Below are 19,980 nucleotides of genomic sequence, written 5' to 3' on the forward strand. Positions count from 1 at the left end.
AGTGGTTAAAAGAAGTTGATTCATTAGCTTTGGCAAATGCTCAACTAAACTTGCAAACTGCCTATAAAAATTTCTTTATTGGTCAAAATGACTTCCCAACATTCAAAAGCAAAAAAGACAGAAAGTCTTATACAACGAATGTAGTGAATGGAAATATTATGTTGCTTAACGGTCATATCAAATTGCCAAAACTGAAAATGGTACGTATCAAACAGCATAGAGAAATACCACAAGGCCATATAATCAAGTCATGTACGATTTCTATGACACCTACTGGTAAATACTATGTGTCCATTTTGACTGAATACGAAAAAGAAATCGTACAAAAAGAAGTAGAAACAGTTGTTGGATTAGACTTTGCGATGGATCAATTATACGTCAGTTCTGAGGATGAGAGAGCCAATTATCCTAAGTTCTATCGTAAAATGTTAGACCGATTAGCAAAGGCTCAACGAGTATTATCAAGACGTACAAAAGGTTCAGGGCGTTGGAATAAACAACGTATCCGTGTAGCTAAGCTGCATGAAAAAGTAGCAAACCAACGTAAGAACTTCCTTCATCATAAGTCTAAAGAGTTAGCTACTCATTTTGATGTTGTAGCTATTGAAGATCTAAATATGAAGGGAATATCGCAAGCACTTCATTTTGGAAAAAGCGTCGCTGATAATGCTTGGGGTATGTTCACTTCTTTCTTAGCTTATAAACTAAATGAACAAGGCAAACAGCTTGTGAAAATAGACAAATGGTTTCCTTCCACAAAAACATGTAGCAGTTGTGGAAATGTGAAAAATATGTCATTGTCTGAGCGAGTCTATTCTTGTATATGCGGTGTAAATATCGATAGAGATTATAACGCAGCTATCAATATCAAAAATGAAGCAATACGCCTATTAGCGTTAGCATAGATAGCAATAAAATAACCCTTGGAACAAGGGAGTTAGCTCGGCTGTCTTAGGACGAATTCGTTAGCTATCAAAAGTAACGACTAACCGAGAAGCCCCCACTTCAAACAGTCCGTTAGGACGTTAAGTGGCGGGTAGTTCACTTCAGCCTACAGTTTGTACATATACTATTTCTGCCCTTGAATAAAACCCAATATTCCGTCAATACTGTAAACAACCCATTTCGAACCATATTCCATTACCTGAGCAGTTAGCTTTTGCTAGCTGCTCTTTATTTGTACAAGGTACTCAATTGACTGGCGCACATATAATATTCTGAGTTCCTTTCTTTATAAAATAGTCGTTATAAAATGAGACTTGTCACGAGAGCACTTTACTAAGTGCTCTTTTTATATTTCAACTTAATACAAAATGAAATTTTTATTCTAATCTTCTCTAACATGGTCCTTAATTAAAAACGACTCACATTCCTTACAGTAATATTGTTTCATGTATGGCAAGTAATACATTTCATCATTTGGATGGTCACAACTCATTTCTCATTCCCCTTTTTTAATAAAATAGCGTTTTTGTTGAAAATGATGTCCTCATCTATTTGGACACATTTACCTGTATTTTTACCAAAAAATTCATGATATGGTTATTTAGTCTAGTACGTCATTACTTGACGATTACCCTTAGAAACCCCGCAGACAAACGGGGTTTCTTTTATTTAAATAACGATTTTTTCTTTCTCCTCAACCAGCTAAAACTGCGTTAAAATTAATCTATAATTTGTAAGTAGGTGTATAAAATGCTCTCACTATATACATGTGTATCTTGTGATCAACCTCTCATACAACACGATGAACATTTGTTTATTCATTACTGCATTAATCCAAATTGTGAAGAAGCAAAACTGCACTTATCTCTTTTTCTTTACAATAAGGATTTTGTATTAAATCTACACCAAGATTAAGAAGCATACATGCCCCATCTTGTGCACCTTTTTATATAAATCTTGTTCATTGGGCGCCTTTAAAAGCGCTCTTTTTGTTGAAAAACTACACAAAGAGAAAAAAAAGCATACAATGTTACGTATTCTTTTTCATTGTAAGTTTGGGTAGAAGAGCGTTCTCCAGAACGCTCTTTATATTTGTTTATAAACAAACAATTTACTTGAAAATACTCACAGTTTGTATAAGCCAAGCATATATTTACTTAGACAAGACATAGTTTTTTACTATACATGTACAATTTTTGTGCATGTTTTTTGTTCAATACAATAACTATTTTATTAAAAATCCTTAATGAGCTACTCCTTACAGTTTTGTAATATGAATGTCACTAAAATCAATTTTTTCACTATAAACTCTTTACTATAATTTTCTATATACACAAACAAGGAGAGTGTTATATGAAAAAATCATTAGTTATATCTGTATTACTCGCACTATTTTCTAGTTTTGCTATTGGATGCGAAAGATCACCTACTATAAATAGAATGGGAACAGAACAATATTATGTACAAATAACAAACAACGGTGAGATAAAAAGGAACCAACGATTCTATACTTTATCTACTTATAATAAGGACGGGATAGAAAAAACAGTTACATTCAGAAGTGTAAAACCTGAAAATAAACCTCTTAAAGAAAATGCCTTCATCCGCCTTTATGTAGATCAAAAAGATGACAACAATACAGAGATAAATCATAGAGAGATAAAATCCTACGAAGAAGTTCAAAAAAACGATTTACCTTCAAAAGTAAAAGAAAAATTACATATTAAATAGGTATACAATCAACATAAAAGATACTCTCTTATACATCATAGAGTGTCTTTTTTGTTGATTTTTTTCACATTCCTCCTTATTTATTGAGACAAAACTTATGGTATAATATAGGTAGCTAATTTTAGGGAATGTTTTCTCTACATCGCTCGTTGCCAACGAGCGTTTTTATTTTTCAATAGCTAACTTTCTGAAAGTTTGTTAAAATCTGGTTACCAATATGTGTAACAACTGACCCGTGCTTCTGCACGGGCTTTTTTGATGTTTTCACGCATCGTAATACCCAGGAATCCATTTACTAGGTGATGGATATTATTTAATTTCTGAATATCAAGATAGTAAAGGTCTTGTCCTATTTAGCTAGACCTAATCAGGACGTTAATAACGTTCATTATGTTCGTTTGTTTTGTTAGATGTTAAATCAAATTGAAACTGTATTCTTCGAATTAACAAGTACTAATAAAAACATAATAAAAAAGAGTGCGATTAAGATATGCACTCTCTCAAAAGAATTTACCACTCTCGATGGTCACCATGCTCATGATTACGATCGCGGTCATGATCACGTCTACGACGACACTCATCACAATCGCAGTCACGTCTACAATGACAGTTGTTAAAATCGTTTCTTCTGCGTCTACGACCGCATCCGCAAAATACTAAATCATCCCAAAATCTATTACAATCTCGAGAATGTCCAAAATTATTATTCCATCCCATAGATATGATTCCCTCCTCTAAAAATTGAATTCATCATATTCTATGATTAAAAGTTAGAAATGGTTTGTTTACTAGTCTATGTTTCAGACTAATAATATTTCAATTTGCAAGTCTATCTGACCCCTTATCTTTCCTTAACAACAAACAAGACGCCACCCAGATTACGGCAGCGCCTACGATAATTGCTATAAACTTAATCAAACTTATTTATCCTGACTTTATTTATTCCTTTGTTTCCATACCCCATTCTCTTTACGATAAGTATTCTTGCCATCCATGAAGTCAGCTGTATTACCCGGAATGCTATATTTCTTATTTTTTTTCTTAGCCTTCTTCTTCAGTCTCTTCTCTTTTTGAATAGCTTGCAAATCTGCCTTCCATTGTTTCAACAAATCCTTTTCACGTCGCATCGAATTTGTACCCCTTGGATTAAAATGTGAACTAAATAATTAGATTCTACCTATTTATATAGAATCCTTTAATCCAAATGTCCATTTTATTCTACCCCTCGTTTAATATGTACCAATTTATGTTTTTCCTTCTATATTGGCCAACGATATATTATAATCCTTTATATCCCCAAGGAGGTTTACCATGCTTAATTTCCATAAAATATTTCCCGTCTTAGGATTCTTTTGGTTTTTATACAGTTTTATTGGTCTCATATTTTTATTACTATTCCTTAGCGTATCGTAACAATGCGTATACATGTATGCTTAATGTGTAATTTCTATATAACAAAGAAAAAAGCACCCGTTATGGATGCTTTTGATTACTTATGCGCTTAATTTTCCAGTAATCTCTTCTGCTGTTAAATCGTATTGTTATTCCTCACTGTCTATAAAAATAATTAGTTCGTTAAGTTTCAATATGTAATATTGTATACTCTTTACTTTCAATTTCCATATATGCAATAATTTATTTATAAAAATACAAAATATTAGTAAGGATGATTTATATGAACAAATTCCGGAAGAAGATAATTAAATCCTTACAAACTTCTTGGGGATGCTTAGCATTTGGTGTATTAATATTTGCTATCTTCTTAATTATAGATCTAACAGATACACCTTTAAATACATTAAGTTGGAGAGATTGGCTAGGTTCTTCAGTAGGTGCAGCCATTGTATCTGTAGGAATGTTTACTTTAAGTAACTTGGATTTAAAATAATTTTTCCGTCAATACTATATGTAGGCTGTATGTCAAAACTCATTTGAAGTAATTTTCTTTGTATCTCCTTGTATGGAGCAGTTAACTTTTACTAACTGCTCTTTTAGTCGTGAGCATTATTGACAAGCTATCATATAATGTAGTCATGCCTTTCTTAAAATTAAGTTCGTCACTTGAATTATAAAAATGGGATTAAACCCTATAATCTTTTCAAGAATCAGCCATATTTTATTCCTGAAAAAGTGCTTTATTTTTCTGAAAGGTGGTTGCGGAAACAACTGCCTTTTTGTTTATGACAAAAGGATTATTTTTTTCAAATGTTTACTACTAATGATCAATAAATATCTTATAATTTTTATATATGAAATAATTTGTTTAGGAGCAGATAAAATGCCAGTTACACTAGAACTTATTCTTTTTATTCTTATAGCAATTAGTGCTGTTGGCTATTTGATAAAAGAATCTCAAAAAACCAAGAAAAGAACACTTGGAATTTCACTAGAACTTTTAGTTCTTTTCTGGTCAATATGGAGAATATCGACTATTATAATCCAAATTTCGGAATATAATCTCTCGTGAATAAAACCCAATATTCCGTCAATATTTTATATGACATTAGATTTTCTCCCTGTTCCCCCTTGGAGAACCGAGCAGTTAGCTTTTGCTGGCTGCTCTTTGTCTGTAAAAATACACTCAATTAACAAGAAACGCATATAATATTCTGTGTTCCTTTCTTTATAAAATAAAGTAGTCTTCACAAAATGGATCTCGTCACGAGAGCACTTAATTAAGTGCTCTTTTTTGGTTTTAAAATAAACAAAATGAAATTTTTATTTATTTTTCTTTCATATATAATATTTTAATATTTGTTTATGATATAGTTGTAACTTTTGTACAACATATAGCTGTATCCAGTGAAACTTCTAAAATTGTACAACCGAGCAATTAGCTACTTTAGCTAGCTGCCTTGTTATGTAAAATAAGGCATTTATAAAAAGCTTTCTCAACACCCAACTGATGGAATCCAATTACCTTTTATGGTAATCACGTAAAAATCTATCGTTCCATTAACAGGACCCGTCCCCCTAATCGGGTCCTGTTAAATGTTCTCTATTAAAATGGTGTTTTGGTTCGACTATCGTCTTTACTTCCCCACGTCCTACAATTCAATATGCAATATTACATATTTGGTATATCAAATTTATAAACATGTAATAATTGCTTTATATAATGTTTATAATTATTATCGAAAGGAGAATACTACATGTCTTTCTTTTCGTGGTCTCCTCTTATTTTCTTAACAGTTGTTGCAATCATCATTTCTATTAAAAAGACTAAGAAACAATAGCTTTAAATAGTTACAATAAGTTATTTTTAGGAGGTGTAGTTATGTCATTTGCAGCATGGAGTGCAATTTTTATGACTTTAATCGGAGCAATGTCCGGAGCAATCTTTGGTACAATTTCTTCTAAGAAGAGTAAAAATACCAATTAAAAATCAATTAATAAAAATGAATTTTTATTTTTGTGGCAGCTGAAACAATCTTAATATTTCAGCTGTCATTTTCTATTCAAATAACTATTTTTTTCACTTTTTTGATACATTTATGAAACATTTATGTGTTATCTTCAGTAAGTTCTTTTCTTTTCATAAATTGTGTGAATTATACCCACACAAGAAGCTCTAGATCCCTAAATCTAGGGCTCCTTCGTTTAAATAAATATTTTTTCAATTCGATGTATAGACAACTATATATTAAAATGTTAAAATATCGTTGTGATTCCCGTGTGGTTTCACATACGACTTTTTTCTTCGGTTATGGGGTTCTTACGTAATAGTAAGAGCCATTTTTTTATTCCAATAAGTTTTTTGTTAAAAATTTACACACACGTACTTTTCGATATATAATTAAATTATCAATATATTAGGAGTGTTAAGTGTGTCAGGAACAATAATGATTTTGTTATATATTTGTTTCGGAATGAGTGTCGTTTTTAGCTTAATAAGGGAATTTCGAAAACCACAGAAAAACCAGTTCTTAATTTTAGTTGATTCTTTAATTTTGCTAGGAGCTCTATTCCTAGTTAGCAGTATCTTCATCTAAATCAATAACCACGTAACTCGGTACTATTAAGATTTCTTTACCGCATACATTACATTTAGGATTTCCATGTGCAGAAATCCCTTTAATAATTTCAATTTCTAATAAATCTATTTCTGTGTTATCAAATATTTCAATCACATGTAAAAGTTACGTAAAGATTGCTATGATTTAATTCTTCCACCCCAGAAACGTTATATAATGAAATTGCAAACATTAGGTTTTTACCTTTCTGTACGACATAATTCTTTGCTAGGAGCAAATCCTAGCCTTTTTTATTTCACCCTCCGTTGATTCGAAGTCCAGATTCCCTCTTTCAATTACATTAGCTTGCATGCTAGCCTCTTTAGGGAATTCAATGTAATCAACAAGTACACTAACCTTCCCTCTAAAACCACTATCTTCAGTTCCAAGAATCACGCGTCATACCACTACGCGGACGTACCTGCAATTCATATCCTGGTGGAATCTCCAAAGCTAATCCCATTTGTACAACCTTTGTTTGGCCCGGCCATATAATCGTGTCCTCTGCTGCTACAAAATCAAAACCAGCACCACCAGACTTTGCATATCTTGGTAACTCCACATCTTTTATAGATTTTCCGAACGGGAAACCCCACTACGGTGCGATAGCACCCACTTTAGGAATGGGATGAGAGTGAGGTCAAATGCGATGTACAAATAAAACACCGAAGGTACGTTCTCTACATCAAGAATTTGAATTGGGATCATTTTTATAATAGGCAAATAAAAGTCTCTAAAACAATCTTGTTCTCTGAAAACAGAATACATAGGAGGTTGAAGTAACAAATTCTTCTACTCCGTAAAATGTATTGAGTCGTCAAGCACAAGACGCTAAAACACATTTGAGAACTCACAATCTGACTCGTTTGGTAATAGAGAATGAGTGCCGTATCTGCTATATGCACTGGATACGGAGTGTTGATGGCACACCGCAATCTTGCACGTCAGCGATACTAGAAATAGACTTCGCCTTTGGTAGTAAGAATCCCACTGACATTAGTCAGCTTGTGGCTTTAGCCGTGGGAGTGTCAATTACCTCCCTTTGCTTTGATTAATAATTGAGTCACTTCGTAAACATCATGTTGTATTTCCATCATTCTTGATACACTCCTTTAATTAGATTCCACAACTCTTGTTCAGTCATCTCATAAAGTTGTCGACCAGTCTTTTCCTCTTTATAAATTCCTTTTTGTAGTAAAACATCGATATAGATTTGTTTCCTGTCCATGTTGCCTCCTAGCTACTTTTCTTCTTAGGTCTCCTTATAGGTGTAGTTGCTGCCCTTTGTGGACTCCATCCTCCTTTTAATACTCTTTTACTAAATGTGCTATATGAAATACCGTTCTCTTCAGCTAAATTGACCATATCTTCCATTGTTGCTCTTAATTTCTTTACAGGCTTTTTTGCTGCTTCCTCTGGTGACATCCCTTTATAAACACGAGTTAAAAATGTTTTCTTTTTAACCCCATTTTCTAATGCTATTCTTAACCACTTTTGTTCCCTAAATTGATATTTCCGAGGCGGTGTATTAATTGCCTTACCAACATCCCATCCCATTTGATACACCCTACGATATAACATGTTATAGCCAATGCCGTTCTTCTCGGCTGCTTGATAATCTTCCTTTTCTAGCCATCTATTTATCATCATGGCGCTATGCCTCCTAATCCAAATTCATAATCTCCTCTAAAGTTCTATCTGAAATATGGGTGGTAATGATTTGTATGTTCCCGTATTTCTTTTTAGCCATTTCTATAGCTGCGCCCTCGGACTTCGCGTCAAACCAACGGAGCTTCCATTTCTCGTCTTTATCGTAAAACTCTACTGAATACGTCATAATGCTATTACGTTTCAAAAACTTATCCGCTGTACTTGTTGCAGTATAATCAAAACTTCCGACTACATCCTCTAGTGTTAGTTGTTTCATGCTCCTAACCCCATTGGGCGCGATTTGATTTTGTTCTTATCTGCCTGATCCATGATTAATGCGGCGATTTCTAGTTGATGCCTTCCTAGCTCTTTTGCTATTTCGAGAATACCTTTATCCTCATCCCACATTTTTCTTAATTGAATCACTTCACTTTCATCAAACACTAAGTCTAATTCTTCTAAAGCGATATATAAGTTACGACGCGATTTCTTCATGTACCTTTCCTGTTGCAACGCCATTATGTAATTCTCCTTTTCCAAATCCGTTCCAAGTCGTGGCATCCCATTTCCCCTCCAGTTGTAATTGATGAATTTCCCTTAGCTCCGCCATAACAGCATGACGTCTTCTATCCACTTCTTCAGGACTGCGATTCCCTGCTTCGCAAATACAAGGTACAAATTGATAGCAGCCATTACCCATATCGTTCTTAATTATTCCCGTTCCGTTACATGCACACATTTTAATTCCCCCTTTAAAAATGATAATGTCTTTCTTCTGTAATACTTTGTTTCTTTGAAAATAATCGTTCTGAAGTTATTGAGAATCCGCGATACAATCCGTTCATCATAAGCACCCTCTAAACACACTCCTGTAAGGTTTGTTGTAAATATAGTAGATTGAACCTTACTATTTTGTTTGATCTATTTTTAACTTGTTGTAATTCCTTTTTATAAGTAACCCTTGCTTCTCAAGTTTGTTTATTATCCTTCGTAATGTAGCAGAAGACCATAAAGGAAATTGCTTAAGTCATTCATCGTAACTGTTATAGCCTTCATTGAAATTCTTTAATTTATTTACCAATAATGAACTTGTTGTAAAATATCGCTTCATTTAATACAATAGTTTTATTAATCCCAATAAAACGATTAACGATTGTTAATGTATAAGTAATTTGCTCATTTAGTTCACTTTCTTCATCCAACACTCATAACTCACATTGTCCTCCATGCCAGTAAACCGAACCTTTTCTCTCCCTCTGAACTTACCTTCATGATAAAAGGTTCTTTCTGCCCTATATATTCGTTTAATTGGCGTTACATAGTCATAACCTCGTTTTTCTAAATCACGAACTGCTATTAACATCTCCTTCATAGACCCACGCCTTACAGGTATCTTAAACATCACGCATTCGCCCTTTCGCATACCGCTATGTTGCCTTTAACCCACTTTGTTGATTTCTTAAGTACTTCTTCTGCTTGTTTTAATGTCAATTCGACAATTTCTTTAATACTTAATTGTCCTTTAATCATGTCTTCATCTACTTTTCGACGAGTAGCTAATTTTTTTATGTTTAATTTAATTGCACTAACTTGTTGGGCATTAATTATTTCCTCTTGGATTTCTAGTAAATCTTCACTCGCATAGATTTATAAATCTAATCCGTGAATTGCAATTGCTTTTACTAAGCACCGCTGGATACTCGTGTTAATGTCAAAGCTGTTACGCTCTGCAATCGGCTTGTTTTGATTGTTTAGTAGTGGATGACTTTGACTTAGTGATTTTCTTGTACAGTTAATTCCCCCCCCCTACAAAGTAACCACAATCTGTTTTGAGGTAAGGCCCTCCATTAAATCGTTTTACTTCCCATATTGCTGTTGGATCTACTTTTTAACTGCCCATGATAAGTAGTTAAAACGCCCCTTCTTTTCAACATGTTCCTTGCAATCTATTTAAGCTAATTTAGAAAAGTAATTTTCAGTTGTCATATCAATTTCCCCTTTTTAAAATGGTGCTATTTCCGTTTGTTTACTAGCTTCATACACTTGCATAAGTGCTTGTAATCCATATTCGTAAGCTACAACCATTGATGCAGCGTTAGGCTCTTTGCTTTGCTTATATCGTTCAACCAAATTCATTAAAATTTGAATTTCAGCTTCAATTTTGGTTTGTAGTCCCACCTTATTCACCTGCCACTTTCTCTGTAGAATGAGACATTACATATTGCGTAATGCACTCTGTTTCTGCGTGTAAGTAATCACCACCAAAATCTAAGTAACTTTCACCGAAGTATATTTCTCCATTGCAACCTTCACATTCTTCAATAAAGTCTCTTGCTGATGAGTCATGATAATTACCGTAAGTAATTGGATTTTCAATCATATTTCATTCCTCCTTATTTACTGAGAAAAAACGTATGTTATAATATATGTAGCTAATTTTAGGGAATATTTTCTCTACAACGCTCGTTGCCATCGAGCATTTTTTCATTTTTAATAGATAACTACCTAACAATCTGTTAAAATTTAGTTACCGATATGTGTAACAACTGGCCTGTGCTTCTGTACGGGCTTTTTTGATGCTTTCAGGCATCGTAATACTCAGGAACCAGTCTATTAGGTGGGGCCCCCTATTAGATTACCAAATATTACGAAAAGCAAGAGCTTGTCTTATTCACTCTGTAAAAACGCTATTACAAACATAATCCCTTTTGGCTCCTATGGATTATCAACTTTTTTCATAATTTTTATCTTTGTTTTTTTATATTCATAATTTCGTAATATCTTTATATAATGTTTTAATAGATTTTATGTTAAACTTATAACATTCCAAGAAGTCCTTTACTTTTAGAATCGACAATTCTTCAATACCCTTAGTCTTGCCCTACATCCCCTGTAGGGCTTTTATCATTAGCTAGAGTGATATACCTCAACCTTATCAGTGCTGTTATGCACAACTCTAGTTCTTAAATCCCTTATGATCCACAAGACTTTCTTTTGTTCATATTCATCATCTTGTTACCATCCCATTTTTGGTCTCAGACATCTATTTATTCGGTGTACCAGGTATTCCAATAAACATATTAATGACGATACGAATACCAGTGATAATGTGCTTTCCTCCATCATTTACATCGCCGCCCTATCCATTTCTGAAATAATTCCACCTTTCGTTAGTATTTTATGAATATTTTATTTCCAACGAGAATTCATTTTCAATGATCTTCTACCATCCGTATGCACTACATCAACCGTTTTCGATCTTGTATAACCTCTGTTTTGGTGTTTGGAGTACAGTAACCATTGATTATTCACTTTGTACTGCACTTTTTCTTCTTTCAGGATTTTATTAAGCTTCATCGCTGATAATCCGTAATCCGCTGCAACTTGTGAGACTGTTACAGTATCTTGTGATTGAAGAATTTGGTCTAGGTATGTAATCTTTGATGCGTTTTCTGCAATCTGTTGTGTTAACATGAGCCAATCTGAATTCATTAACGCACTAGGACTAAAAAGTAAATCTGCTGTATCTATGTGGGAGAACGAAGAAATATATAAATGTCCATCGAGAAAAACTTCTTTAGATATAGCTAAACTCACAAATGTATTCGTTTCTTATGTATTAAGTGAATCCAAAGAGAAGAATCCTAAATTAACAGCTAAGGATGACTTAGAACAAGTAATGATAGATATCCGATCTAAGAATTCTGATAAACAAAAAGAACTTATTGAAATGATAAAACAACTAGTTAAAATAGCAGGCGATTGATAGCGTTAAATGCTACCGATCGCCTCTTTTATTTTCAAAAGAATTTCATAAGACTCAGCATCCCCATTATGAGCCGCATTAAAGATTCCTTGTAGATTACTTTCAACTTCCATTAACTCTTTTTCGATTGTATTTTGTTCCATCACCAACATCCTCCGATATTTTCATAGTAGTTTGTGAATTTATCACAATGTATAACTAATATTTAATTTTGAAATTTAGTTAATCCCCCTATAAACAGCGAATGCGATTGCCCCATTAAGAGACAATCGCATTCAATCTATTTATATCGGACCCTTAACCAGAAAATTATCCCATTCCTGTCCCTGGGTCCATTCTAAGCATAATTTGAGTTTGAGCATCCTTTGCTACTTGTTTAGGCTGCTCCTTTTGACCTTTAACAGGAGATACATATAATACTCCGACTAAAGCCAAAGTTGTTACTAAAGCTAGTACTTTTTTCATTTAGTATCACCCTTGTATATTATACCATTTTTATTAATATATACCAATATTTTTCGAGGTAAATAACTATAAAATTTACACCCTTGCGAGTAGAATAACTCAATTGATTTTTCTAGTAATTTTCTATCTTCCAATGCAATTCCTAAATAACATAATTTCATTGGTGACAGACTACCATTCTCTTTTTCGTACTTTCTTAATATAGTGGCAGCTTTTTCTTTTTCTCCTGTTACTATATATAGAAGCGCTTTACCGCACAACTCTCCCCGCAATCTCTATAACTTTTTCTTAATAACATAGTCTCAACTAAATAATGTACTTTTCCGCATTTACACTGACATTGATATTTCTTGTGAGACTTCCAATCTTGTATGGTTCTATCATAAGTATCTACAGATTCAAAATTATTCCCAGTAATTCTTTCCCCATTTATAAACTTTTGCTTTTCTTGTTCTAAATCCTCAATTTTCTTTTTGGCAACTTCTTCTTGATATACTTCAAAACCACCGATTATAGTAAAACATCCATGTTTCGTTCCAATAGGCAATACACTGTCCATGTATTTCAAGCCCCCCATTTATAATATAGACACTAACAATTTATCGAATACTTATGCATTCTTATATAACATCCATTTATCATCTTTCCTTTCTCTTAGGAAAGAGCAACCCCATAGCTTCTACCGTTAAAATCCATTCTCCACGTTGCTTCCCTTCAGGTTTGTAGTATTTAATTTTTCCACCATCAATCAGTTCATCTATTAATTTATTATCTTTCCCTCTCTTCAATTTCATCCGCAGCGCTTCTTGGGTAATTCCTCAACGATCGCATGCTTCTCTTGGTGTCATAATTTCCTCTAACATAAATAACATCAAAACCGCCCCTTTTGTCACTTTACTCATAAGTTTGCCACAGTTGGAAGCATAAACTTGCCGTAAGTTAATTATTAACCCATAAGTTTGCTGTGTGTTTTATTAATGCAGCTTTGGAATAATGTTTGGTCAAATTGATACTAATAATTTTAATTTATTTAATTAAATCATTCTTTTATAAAAAAGTCTGTTCATTTCTGTGATTCTTCTTCCATTAAAGCGCCCGATTGTGGAATATAATCAATTTATTCTTCTTTCACTAAAGCTACCTGTTTGTTTAGGTACACTTTTTCACAAACTTAAGGTAATAGCAGTTCAATTTAAACATTAAGAAAAGTATATACAGAGATTGGTTTTCCAGACTTATAAAAATCAAATCAATAAAAATGAGTACAATTTGGCATTAGAATTCATTTTAAAGCGCACAAAGACTCGATGTCTAACAGATAACTCATCCGATGTATCTATCTTTGGAAGAGCTGTAGGAAAACCAAGAGTTGAAGAAGAAAAGTAGGGTAATAAAAATACTGTTCCTCAAACTTTCGAGAACACATGGATGCGTTAGGAGGTTACTAACATAACAAATAAATTCTAATAAAAAAGGGAACTATATGTATCGATATGTTAGAAGTGAAAAATGAATATCAAGGAGGTAAAGTAATGGCTTCAAAAAACTCAGGACAAGAATTAACAGCAGGAAATACGAATGAAGCTGAAAGTGGATTAGAGTTACTTGCAGTTACTGATAACGGAAAGGGTAAATTTGGAAATTATGAGAATGATTATGTTTTACATGTTTGGGCCGACTCCACAATTAATCAAAGTCCAAACTTTCCTGACACCCCACCAGCAACACCCATAGTGGGTATACGGGTTGATGGTAGCCCAGCTAAAGGGATTGAGGCGACAGGTAATAGTATAGGAGTTCTTGGTGCTGGTGCAGAAGTAGGTGTTAGTGGTAACGGAAGCAGCGGTGTTTTAGGTATTGGGGAACGTGGAGTTATTGGAGAGGGTAGCCAAACAGGAGTTATTGGTTCTGGTCCGAGAGGAGTTCTTGGTGCTGGTAAAACTGAAAACGGTACAGGAGTAGGTGTTGAGGGAGATGGTGATAATACCGGAGTCGTAGGAACGGGTTTTCAAACAGGGGTATATGGTAGAGGTGACAATGGAGTTGTTGGGGATGCTGATAATACCGGAGTCGTAGGGAAGGGTGTTCGAAAAGGAGTATATGGAGTCGGACAAATAGGTGTATTAGGTGTGCACGGTTCGGGATGGGAGAATTCCAATGGTTTCAATGGTTCATTTGGGGTTTATGGATATACTGAAGCTCAAGGTAGCGTTGGTGTATTTGGAGTTAATTTAAACATGACGGATGGATATGGAGTCTTATGTATAGGTAATTTCGCCGCATCAGGTGGGACAAAGTCCGTCCTCGTACCACACCCAGATGGCTCACACCGCGCCTTCTATTGCATGGAGAGCCCCGAGAGCTGGTTTGAGGATTTTGGAATAGGTGAGTTGGACAGAGGTAAGACCACGGTTCACCTCGACCCAGACTTTGCTATGATGGTAAGCACTGACAGTTACCATATCTTCTTGACACCCGAGGGTGACTCGAAGGGGCTATACATAAGTAAAAAGACTCCAACTAGCTTTGAAGTTCGAGAGTCACAAGAGGGAAGCAATAGTCTAAGTTTTAGCTATCGTGTGGTTGCTAGACGCAAGGATGTATCAGTATCACGTTTTGAGAAGAAGATACTACCAGCTTTTCCTCTAGAAAAAGGGACAGATATCTCTGATCTTTCTAGAGAAAAGCCAGAATAAGAAAAGGTATGCAGATTATCGCATAAAGTGAAATAGACCATCTTTTTTAAGGGTTAGAATATTTAGATATTCAATTTATCTTCATAGGTTTAATAGTGATGATTGAGGCCAGATAGCTACCTTATTTTTAATGATGGATTCTTTTTTGTTATTAAAATCTCCATGATACTGTTCATATTTTGTTAAACTATACAGTGCAAAAGTCAAAAATCGGTCATTATAGGCAGCTCTTTACTTATGTCACGGTCGGATGCTTTAAAAAATGTATGAGATCCCATTCTACAGGTTCATTAATCAGTAAAATGGCCCGTTTGCTTAATGAGAAAAAATGCTACATTATCAAAAATTTACTTATAAACGGTTTAATTTTGTTTTAAATCTACAATTAAAAGTACTTAAAAATCTTTTATAATCTTATAAAGGATGAATTTTGATACCAAGGTTGAAGAATTCCTTCTTAGCCATAATTCAAAACATCACCATTACCGGAAGCATAAGTTTGCCATAAATAAAAAGAACCATAAGCTTGCTGTTTTGGCAAACTTATGGTTCTTTTCACACCTTTCGTTACTTACAAGTAACACATAATCAAAGTATACATTACCTATAAGTAACACAAAAGAATGAAATCATAAAGAACATGTAGTAATTTCCACATGTTTTTTATGATTTCATTCGGTTTATCGCACTTATTTCTTTTTCCTTAAAATCACTAACAGAAGTATACATTCTTCAATTTAATTTTTTCATTTACTAATCATTTGCGTTTTTATAGGTTTAAAGTCTTTTCGGATTTTCTCATCAAACATTAACTTATAATGATTATACTTATCTTCCCCTGTTTTAAGGCAACATTTTTTATATTTTTTACCTGAATTGCATATGCAGAGGTCATTTCTATTTAAATCCCTATATTCTTCTATTAACTTTTCACTGATAAGAAGCTCCCACTCTTCATAAGGACTTTTCCAATACTCCATTAGAGTTTCAAGCATGTCATAACTATACTCTTGCTCCTTCGAAAACGCGACTGCATATTTATCAAACGGATTAGTAACCACGGCTATTCCAATGAGTTTCACCTCACCAATAATCCGTGAACATAATTCACCATTATATATTTCTCCTACTTTATGGTCACAAGAATTTCTAAGTTTAATAACCTGATTACAAATTGAACATGTTGATTTTTTGACAATTGTTTCTCTACTGAAGAAGTATTGGTATGGGAACAACTTTTGTAATTTCAAAATATTTTCTTCGATGAATTCAAGATTATATTTATTACCTGTATAATCTAAATGCCTACGAAGGAAATGCAATTTATTATCTGCACAATCTAGTTTGCACCATGCTTCATAGTACTCTTTATCGGTCAATTGTTTATATGCAGTAATATAGTCAGTTAGCACTTTATAAACTTGTTCTAAACACCAAATACTTTTCGCTTCCTCCTGATCCCCCTTATTAACTGCAACCTTTTTTAAGTTTGAAAGTTCTTCTAAAATATTCTTTTTTAATTTTATACCTTTGAATCGCTGTAAATACATAGATATTTCATGATATCCCAAAAGACTCACCTTCTACTTAGTTATTAATTCTATTCGCAGCTTTAATTGTCTCCCCAAATTTATCTGCATCACCTTCGTAAGAAATGTTTTTGGACGTTTCTCCATCTACAACTGTGATATTTACTTTTATTTTCAAATCCGTTTTACTCTTTTGTAATTTCCCTTCAATATAATTTGAAATTAATTGTATAGCTACTGGGAAAATCACATTTTCAAGTACCATATTAGCTAAATAAATGAGATCAGCGTGTAACTCAAGTTCTAGATAATTATCATCTGAAATACAAATATCACCGATTAATTCCCCATCATTATATTCCTTTATAAATTCATAGAATTGCATTGTCTCTTCTGGAAAAACAGGATTTTGATTATTTCTAAATCCCTCATACGGTACTAATAATAAATTTGCTTTCTTTAAATCCTCTTCATACTCTTTTGGAAAATATGGCTTACCATATATACTTTCAAAATTTAAATCACTTTCGGTAATTACCAATTCATTCACCTTATTGATTTCATTCTTCATTTTTTCTACCCCTTTTTTTATATTTAATTATTATTGCGAATCAACTACTAGTTCTCGATTTTAAAGGTTCATACTTAATAACTTTGACTTCTTTTAAATAATAATTCCAATATTCTTTCTAATCATCATTATTTATATATTATAACAATAATAAATTATTTTTGTTGATTTTCCCACAAAACGCCATGACAAAAAACCCTCCCAAAAGGTACACCTTTCGGGACACACTCCTTCCTATCCACATTAAAACCACATCTCTCTATAGATTTGATAAAAAACATTATTCAATATTAGTAAAAAATAGAGAATATTTCTCTAATATCCATCGGTAAATTCTTATCATTTTTCCATTGAGAGTTATGACTCTCTCTTTTTTGTTTTCCTTCGACATAATATAACAATATCCAAATATTAATTTTGATAAGATTGTCCAGAAATATTACATTTTATATATCTTGGAGGAATTAAATTATGAGCAAAAAATTATTAATGGCTTTAGCATGCAGCGTGTTACTTATGGGATTGGCTACTTGTGGTTCAAATGATAAAGCAAGTACATCAGAAGAACCAAAACAAGAAACTAAAAAAGAAGATGAACAAAAGAAACAACAAGAAGCAGCTCGAGCAAAAGAACAGGAACAACAAAAAGCTGCATCTAATCCTGCACCTCAGCAACAAGCTGCACCTAAACAAGAGAAAGTTCACTTTGCAAACTGTACAGATGCAAATAATGCTGGTTACTATGATATAACTCCAGATAGCCCAGCTTATGCTTCGCATCTAGATCGTGATGGCGATGGCGTGGCTTGTGAACGAAATAAAGGACATAAAAAATCTAGTAAAAAACATTAGATTTATGGATAAGCACTCTTATGAGTGCTTTTTTGTTTCCATTCGACATAATATGACAATATTCGAATTGATTGTTTGCTATGATAAGCTCGGAAATCTTACATTTTACATAATTAAAGAAATTATAATGAAACGAACAACTGAATTTGTATTAGGTCCTATTGGTGGTATTTTTGGTCTTATTTGCGCGTTTATAGCTTTAATGATCGGTGGATTAATGGGTATCTTCCGTAAAGGTAAAGCTACTGTATCTGCTTAAAATAGGCACTCAAAAGAGTGCTTTTATTTTTTTATTAAATTATCTAATACATCTAAGATTTACAGGAGGAATAGCTTTGACACTATTTAAAAGATTTTTAATTCTCGTCTTAATGTTGACGATAATGTGTGCTGCAATTTGGATGGTTACATATGGTGCGCTTTATGAAACAATTGGAGACTTTCCAGATCTCATAGATAGAGCTCTCTTCCATACTATGTTTATGACATTCAGTTATACCATAATTATCGGGATTTATTATTTAATTAAGGGATTTATTAAACTCTTATTAAAAAAATCAGCAAAAGATCATTTCATTTTTTCAGGATTATTAATGTTAATGGCGGTTATTATAATAGCAATATCATCAGAAAAAGAACCTATGAATCAACCAAAATTTAACGAACAAATCGTTGAAAATAATGAGGTACTTCAAAAAAACATAAAAACATTAGAAACAGAAAACAAAAATCTTAATACTCAAGTGAAAAAGTTAAAAGAAGAGTTAACAAAGCTAAACCGTTCTAAAACAGAAGAATCTCCTTCAACTCAAGTTACATCGCACGAGAAACCTAATGAATCAGTTCCACCATCTACAAATGAGCCGAAAAAAAACTCTGCTGACTATGATAAAAATGGTAATTATAAACCAGTGGACCAGATGAAACCCGAAGAAATTAAAAAAGAGCTGGAGGGAATGTTGGAAGAATCTTTAACAAGATAGTTTAAACAATATATAGTTGTGATACTCAAAGGAGATTAAACAGTGAAACTTACTTTATTTACAATATCTAACGAACAAATTAAAGAACAATTGAGCAAGTTACAAACAAAGGTTGAGTCTTTGGAGACTGTAAAAGAGGTTCAAGATAAGATTATTTCAACGAAGGATAGTCAAATATCATTCTTGAATGATTCGATTGCTAATATGTGGCAACCAATTGCAATCGTTGCTGCAATAGCAGGGTTAGTAATTACAGGTGCCTTTGCTTATGTATCTATTTTGCATCATCAAGCTAAAAAGAAGAGGAAGGAAGTTGAAGAACTAATACAACAATCTCATTCTATATCAACAGTAGCTCAAGAAAGATTAGAAGAATTAGAAGAAAAACAAAAAGAACTTAATAAATTATCCTCTTCTCTTGCAAATAATCAAAAAGTAGATATAACACTTAACAATATAAAATTCACATTAGATTTTATAAGCAAATCCCTAATGACTTTATACTCTAACACGTATGATACATATTTAAGTGAACCTACAGAACAACAAGAGGAATATTCTAGATTCAAAAATAATTACGAACGTTTAGGACAGCAATATATAAAAATATCATTAAATTTTAATAAAAAAATAATAAGTGGAGAGAGTGCAAACCAACAAGATATTGAAGTGATTAACAACTTAGAAAATAAATGTGTTGAACTAAAGACAAAAATATATGATTACCTAGAAAATCTCTAATAAAATATAGATTTTGTTGTCTTCTGTTCAGTTTCACT

The 19,980-nt window shown here is 33.0% G+C and carries 27 protein-coding genes and 6 pseudogenes; 10 read left to right on the forward strand and 23 right to left on the reverse strand.

From position 1 onward, the window contains the following. Both HFD78_RS18185 and HFD78_RS18190 read left to right on the forward strand, forming a co-directional pair. On the forward strand, positions 1 to 905 hold a 905-nt coding region (locus HFD78_RS18185), incomplete at its 5' end, for an RNA-guided endonuclease TnpB family protein (RefSeq protein WP_191968097.1). A 1,393-nt stretch (positions 906 to 2,298) separates the two neighbouring features. Continuing rightward, positions 2,299 to 2,676: a YxeA family protein gene (locus HFD78_RS18190; protein WP_000749404.1), complete on the forward strand. Its 378-nt coding sequence runs from the start codon at positions 2,299 to 2,301 to the stop codon at positions 2,674 to 2,676. A gap of 510 nt (positions 2,677 to 3,186) precedes the next feature. Here HFD78_RS18190 and HFD78_RS18195 read toward each other — a convergent pair. Next, the gene (locus HFD78_RS18195) at positions 3,187 to 3,393 is read right to left on the reverse strand and encodes a hypothetical protein (RefSeq protein ID WP_080002070.1); all 207 of its coding nucleotides are present in this window, start codon (positions 3,391 to 3,393) and stop codon (positions 3,187 to 3,189) included. Positions 3,394 to 3,611: 218 nt separating this feature from the next. Beyond that, positions 3,612 to 3,803, reverse strand: a complete 192-nt coding sequence (locus HFD78_RS18200; protein ID WP_001250598.1) for a hypothetical protein — start codon at positions 3,801 to 3,803, stop codon at positions 3,612 to 3,614. Between the two features lie 548 nt (positions 3,804 to 4,351). Between HFD78_RS18200 and HFD78_RS18205 the strand changes: the two genes are divergently transcribed. After that, entirely contained in the window at positions 4,352 to 4,564 is a 213-nt protein-coding gene (locus HFD78_RS18205; protein ID WP_001032093.1) for a hypothetical protein, read from the forward strand. Between the two features lie 390 nt (positions 4,565 to 4,954). Beyond that, positions 4,955 to 5,143 carry a hypothetical protein gene (locus HFD78_RS18210; RefSeq protein WP_001145518.1) on the forward strand — a complete coding sequence of 63 codons (189 nt, stop codon included), beginning with the start codon at positions 4,955 to 4,957 and terminating at the stop codon, positions 5,141 to 5,143. 1,831 nt (positions 5,144 to 6,974) lie between these two features. Here the strand turns inward: HFD78_RS18210 and HFD78_RS18215 are convergent. The 14 genes and pseudogenes from HFD78_RS18215 to HFD78_RS18270 form a co-directional block, all read right to left on the reverse strand. After that, a pseudogene (locus HFD78_RS18215) lies at positions 6,975 to 7,251 on the reverse strand (dUTP diphosphatase); the annotation flags it as partial. 531 nt (positions 7,252 to 7,782) lie between these two features. Beyond that, positions 7,783 to 7,917: a Fur-regulated basic protein FbpA gene (locus HFD78_RS18220; RefSeq protein WP_000375383.1), complete on the reverse strand. Its 135-nt coding sequence runs from the start codon at positions 7,915 to 7,917 to the stop codon at positions 7,783 to 7,785. Positions 7,918 to 7,925: 8 nt separating this feature from the next. Next, the gene (locus HFD78_RS18225; RefSeq protein ID WP_000973344.1) at positions 7,926 to 8,339 is read right to left on the reverse strand and encodes a hypothetical protein; all 414 of its coding nucleotides are present in this window, start codon (positions 8,337 to 8,339) and stop codon (positions 7,926 to 7,928) included. 13 nt (positions 8,340 to 8,352) lie between these two features. Beyond that, positions 8,353 to 8,616 carry a hypothetical protein gene (locus HFD78_RS18230; protein ID WP_000811968.1) on the reverse strand — a complete coding sequence of 88 codons (264 nt, stop codon included), beginning with the start codon at positions 8,614 to 8,616 and terminating at the stop codon, positions 8,353 to 8,355. Next, entirely contained in the window at positions 8,613 to 8,900 is a 288-nt protein-coding gene (locus HFD78_RS18235; RefSeq protein WP_031313036.1) for a hypothetical protein, read from the reverse strand. Before HFD78_RS18235 ends, HFD78_RS18230 begins: the two co-directional genes overlap by 4 nt. Continuing rightward, positions 8,815 to 9,078, reverse strand: coding sequence for a hypothetical protein (locus HFD78_RS18240; RefSeq protein ID WP_000332348.1), 264 nt, complete (start codon positions 9,076 to 9,078; stop codon positions 8,815 to 8,817). Before HFD78_RS18240 ends, HFD78_RS18235 begins: the two co-directional genes overlap by 86 nt. Continuing rightward, a pseudogene (locus HFD78_RS29510) lies at positions 9,051 to 9,239 on the reverse strand (hypothetical protein); the annotation flags it as partial. The gene HFD78_RS18240 and the pseudogene HFD78_RS29510, both read right to left, overlap by 28 nt. 7 nt (positions 9,240 to 9,246) lie before the next feature. After that, positions 9,247 to 9,333: pseudogene (locus HFD78_RS29515) on the reverse strand (replication protein); the annotation flags it as partial. 76 nt (positions 9,334 to 9,409) lie between these two features. Then, positions 9,410 to 9,541: a hypothetical protein gene (locus HFD78_RS29825; protein ID WP_255292428.1), complete on the reverse strand. Its 132-nt coding sequence runs from the start codon at positions 9,539 to 9,541 to the stop codon at positions 9,410 to 9,412. Next, positions 9,520 to 9,741 (reverse strand): hypothetical protein, encoded by a 222-nt coding sequence (locus HFD78_RS18250; RefSeq protein ID WP_000472844.1) that lies wholly within the window; start codon positions 9,739 to 9,741, stop codon positions 9,520 to 9,522. Before HFD78_RS18250 ends, HFD78_RS29825 begins: the two co-directional genes overlap by 22 nt. After that, positions 9,741 to 10,289 (reverse strand): annotated as a pseudogene (locus HFD78_RS18255) (Sak single strand annealing protein). Before HFD78_RS18255 ends, HFD78_RS18250 begins: the two are co-directional and overlap by 1 nt. Before the next feature lie 51 nt (positions 10,290 to 10,340). Next, the gene (locus HFD78_RS18260) at positions 10,341 to 10,517 is read right to left on the reverse strand and encodes a hypothetical protein (protein WP_000524193.1); all 177 of its coding nucleotides are present in this window, start codon (positions 10,515 to 10,517) and stop codon (positions 10,341 to 10,343) included. Position 10,518: 1 nt separating this feature from the next. Beyond that, the gene (locus HFD78_RS18265) at positions 10,519 to 10,719 is read right to left on the reverse strand and encodes a hypothetical protein (protein WP_000572102.1); all 201 of its coding nucleotides are present in this window, start codon (positions 10,717 to 10,719) and stop codon (positions 10,519 to 10,521) included. Positions 10,720 to 11,465: 746 nt separating this feature from the next. Further along, positions 11,466 to 11,816: pseudogene (locus HFD78_RS18270) on the reverse strand (phage antirepressor KilAC domain-containing protein); the annotation flags it as partial. On the opposite strand from HFD78_RS18270, the gene HFD78_RS18275 reads away from it, so the two are divergent. Further along, on the forward strand, positions 11,812 to 12,105 hold the full coding sequence (locus tag HFD78_RS18275) for a transcriptional regulator (protein WP_098204918.1): 294 nt from the start codon (positions 11,812 to 11,814) through the stop codon (positions 12,103 to 12,105). The pseudogene HFD78_RS18270 and the gene HFD78_RS18275 overlap by 5 nt on opposite strands. A 5-nt stretch (positions 12,106 to 12,110) precedes the next feature. Here the strand turns inward: HFD78_RS18275 and HFD78_RS18280 are convergent, their stop codons facing one another. The 5 genes and pseudogenes from HFD78_RS18280 to HFD78_RS18295 form a co-directional block, all read right to left on the reverse strand. Continuing rightward, the gene (locus HFD78_RS18280; RefSeq protein WP_176543413.1) at positions 12,111 to 12,248 is read right to left on the reverse strand and encodes a hypothetical protein; all 138 of its coding nucleotides are present in this window, start codon (positions 12,246 to 12,248) and stop codon (positions 12,111 to 12,113) included. Positions 12,249 to 12,414: 166 nt separating this feature from the next. After that, positions 12,415 to 12,570, reverse strand: a complete 156-nt coding sequence (locus tag HFD78_RS18285; RefSeq protein ID WP_000756311.1) for a hypothetical protein — start codon at positions 12,568 to 12,570, stop codon at positions 12,415 to 12,417. After that, complete coding sequence (locus tag HFD78_RS29350) at positions 12,567 to 12,842, reverse strand: AimR family lysis-lysogeny pheromone receptor (protein ID WP_340637700.1); 276 nt, start codon at positions 12,840 to 12,842, stop codon at positions 12,567 to 12,569. Before HFD78_RS29350 ends, HFD78_RS18285 begins: the two co-directional genes overlap by 4 nt. Beyond that, positions 12,803 to 13,129, reverse strand: coding sequence for a hypothetical protein (locus tag HFD78_RS18290; protein ID WP_238797730.1), 327 nt, complete (start codon positions 13,127 to 13,129; stop codon positions 12,803 to 12,805). The genes HFD78_RS29350 and HFD78_RS18290 overlap by 40 nt, the downstream gene beginning before the upstream one ends. Before the next feature lie 79 nt (positions 13,130 to 13,208). Beyond that, a pseudogene (locus HFD78_RS18295) lies at positions 13,209 to 13,442 on the reverse strand (helix-turn-helix domain-containing protein). Between the two features lie 660 nt (positions 13,443 to 14,102). On the opposite strand from HFD78_RS18295, the gene HFD78_RS18300 reads away from it, so the two are divergent. Next, the gene (locus tag HFD78_RS18300) at positions 14,103 to 15,266 is read left to right on the forward strand and encodes a hypothetical protein (RefSeq protein ID WP_098204905.1); all 1,164 of its coding nucleotides are present in this window, start codon (positions 14,103 to 14,105) and stop codon (positions 15,264 to 15,266) included. A gap of 746 nt (positions 15,267 to 16,012) precedes the next feature. Here HFD78_RS18300 and HFD78_RS18305 read toward each other — a convergent pair. Both HFD78_RS18305 and HFD78_RS18310 read right to left on the reverse strand, forming a co-directional pair. Further along, a complete protein-coding gene (locus HFD78_RS18305; protein ID WP_098204906.1) occupies positions 16,013 to 16,837 on the reverse strand; it encodes a YecA family protein in 825 nt (274 codons plus the stop codon). A gap of 16 nt (positions 16,838 to 16,853) precedes the next feature. Continuing rightward, positions 16,854 to 17,366, reverse strand: coding sequence for a hypothetical protein (locus tag HFD78_RS18310; RefSeq protein ID WP_098204907.1), 513 nt, complete (start codon positions 17,364 to 17,366; stop codon positions 16,854 to 16,856). A gap of 471 nt (positions 17,367 to 17,837) precedes the next feature. Here HFD78_RS18310 and HFD78_RS18315 point away from each other — a divergent pair, with 471 nt between their 5' ends. From HFD78_RS18315 to HFD78_RS18325, 4 genes are all read left to right on the forward strand, one after another. After that, a complete protein-coding gene (locus tag HFD78_RS18315) occupies positions 17,838 to 18,218 on the forward strand; it encodes an excalibur calcium-binding domain-containing protein (protein WP_098204908.1) in 381 nt (126 codons plus the stop codon). 127 nt (positions 18,219 to 18,345) lie between these two features. Next, positions 18,346 to 18,477, forward strand: coding sequence for a hypothetical protein (locus tag HFD78_RS29830; protein WP_255292430.1), 132 nt, complete (start codon positions 18,346 to 18,348; stop codon positions 18,475 to 18,477). Positions 18,478 to 18,553: 76 nt separating this feature from the next. Further along, positions 18,554 to 19,201, forward strand: coding sequence for a hypothetical protein (locus HFD78_RS18320; protein ID WP_098204910.1), 648 nt, complete (start codon positions 18,554 to 18,556; stop codon positions 19,199 to 19,201). Positions 19,202 to 19,243: 42 nt separating this feature from the next. Next, positions 19,244 to 19,942 carry a hypothetical protein gene (locus HFD78_RS18325; RefSeq protein WP_098204911.1) on the forward strand — a complete coding sequence of 233 codons (699 nt, stop codon included), beginning with the start codon at positions 19,244 to 19,246 and terminating at the stop codon, positions 19,940 to 19,942. Positions 19,943 to 19,980: the final 38 nt, after the last annotated feature.

Origin of the sequence: Bacillus sp. EKM501B (genome assembly GCF_011800505.1) — a bacterium.
Lineage (GTDB): Bacteria > Bacillota > Bacilli > Bacillales > Bacillaceae_G > Bacillus_A > Bacillus_A cereus.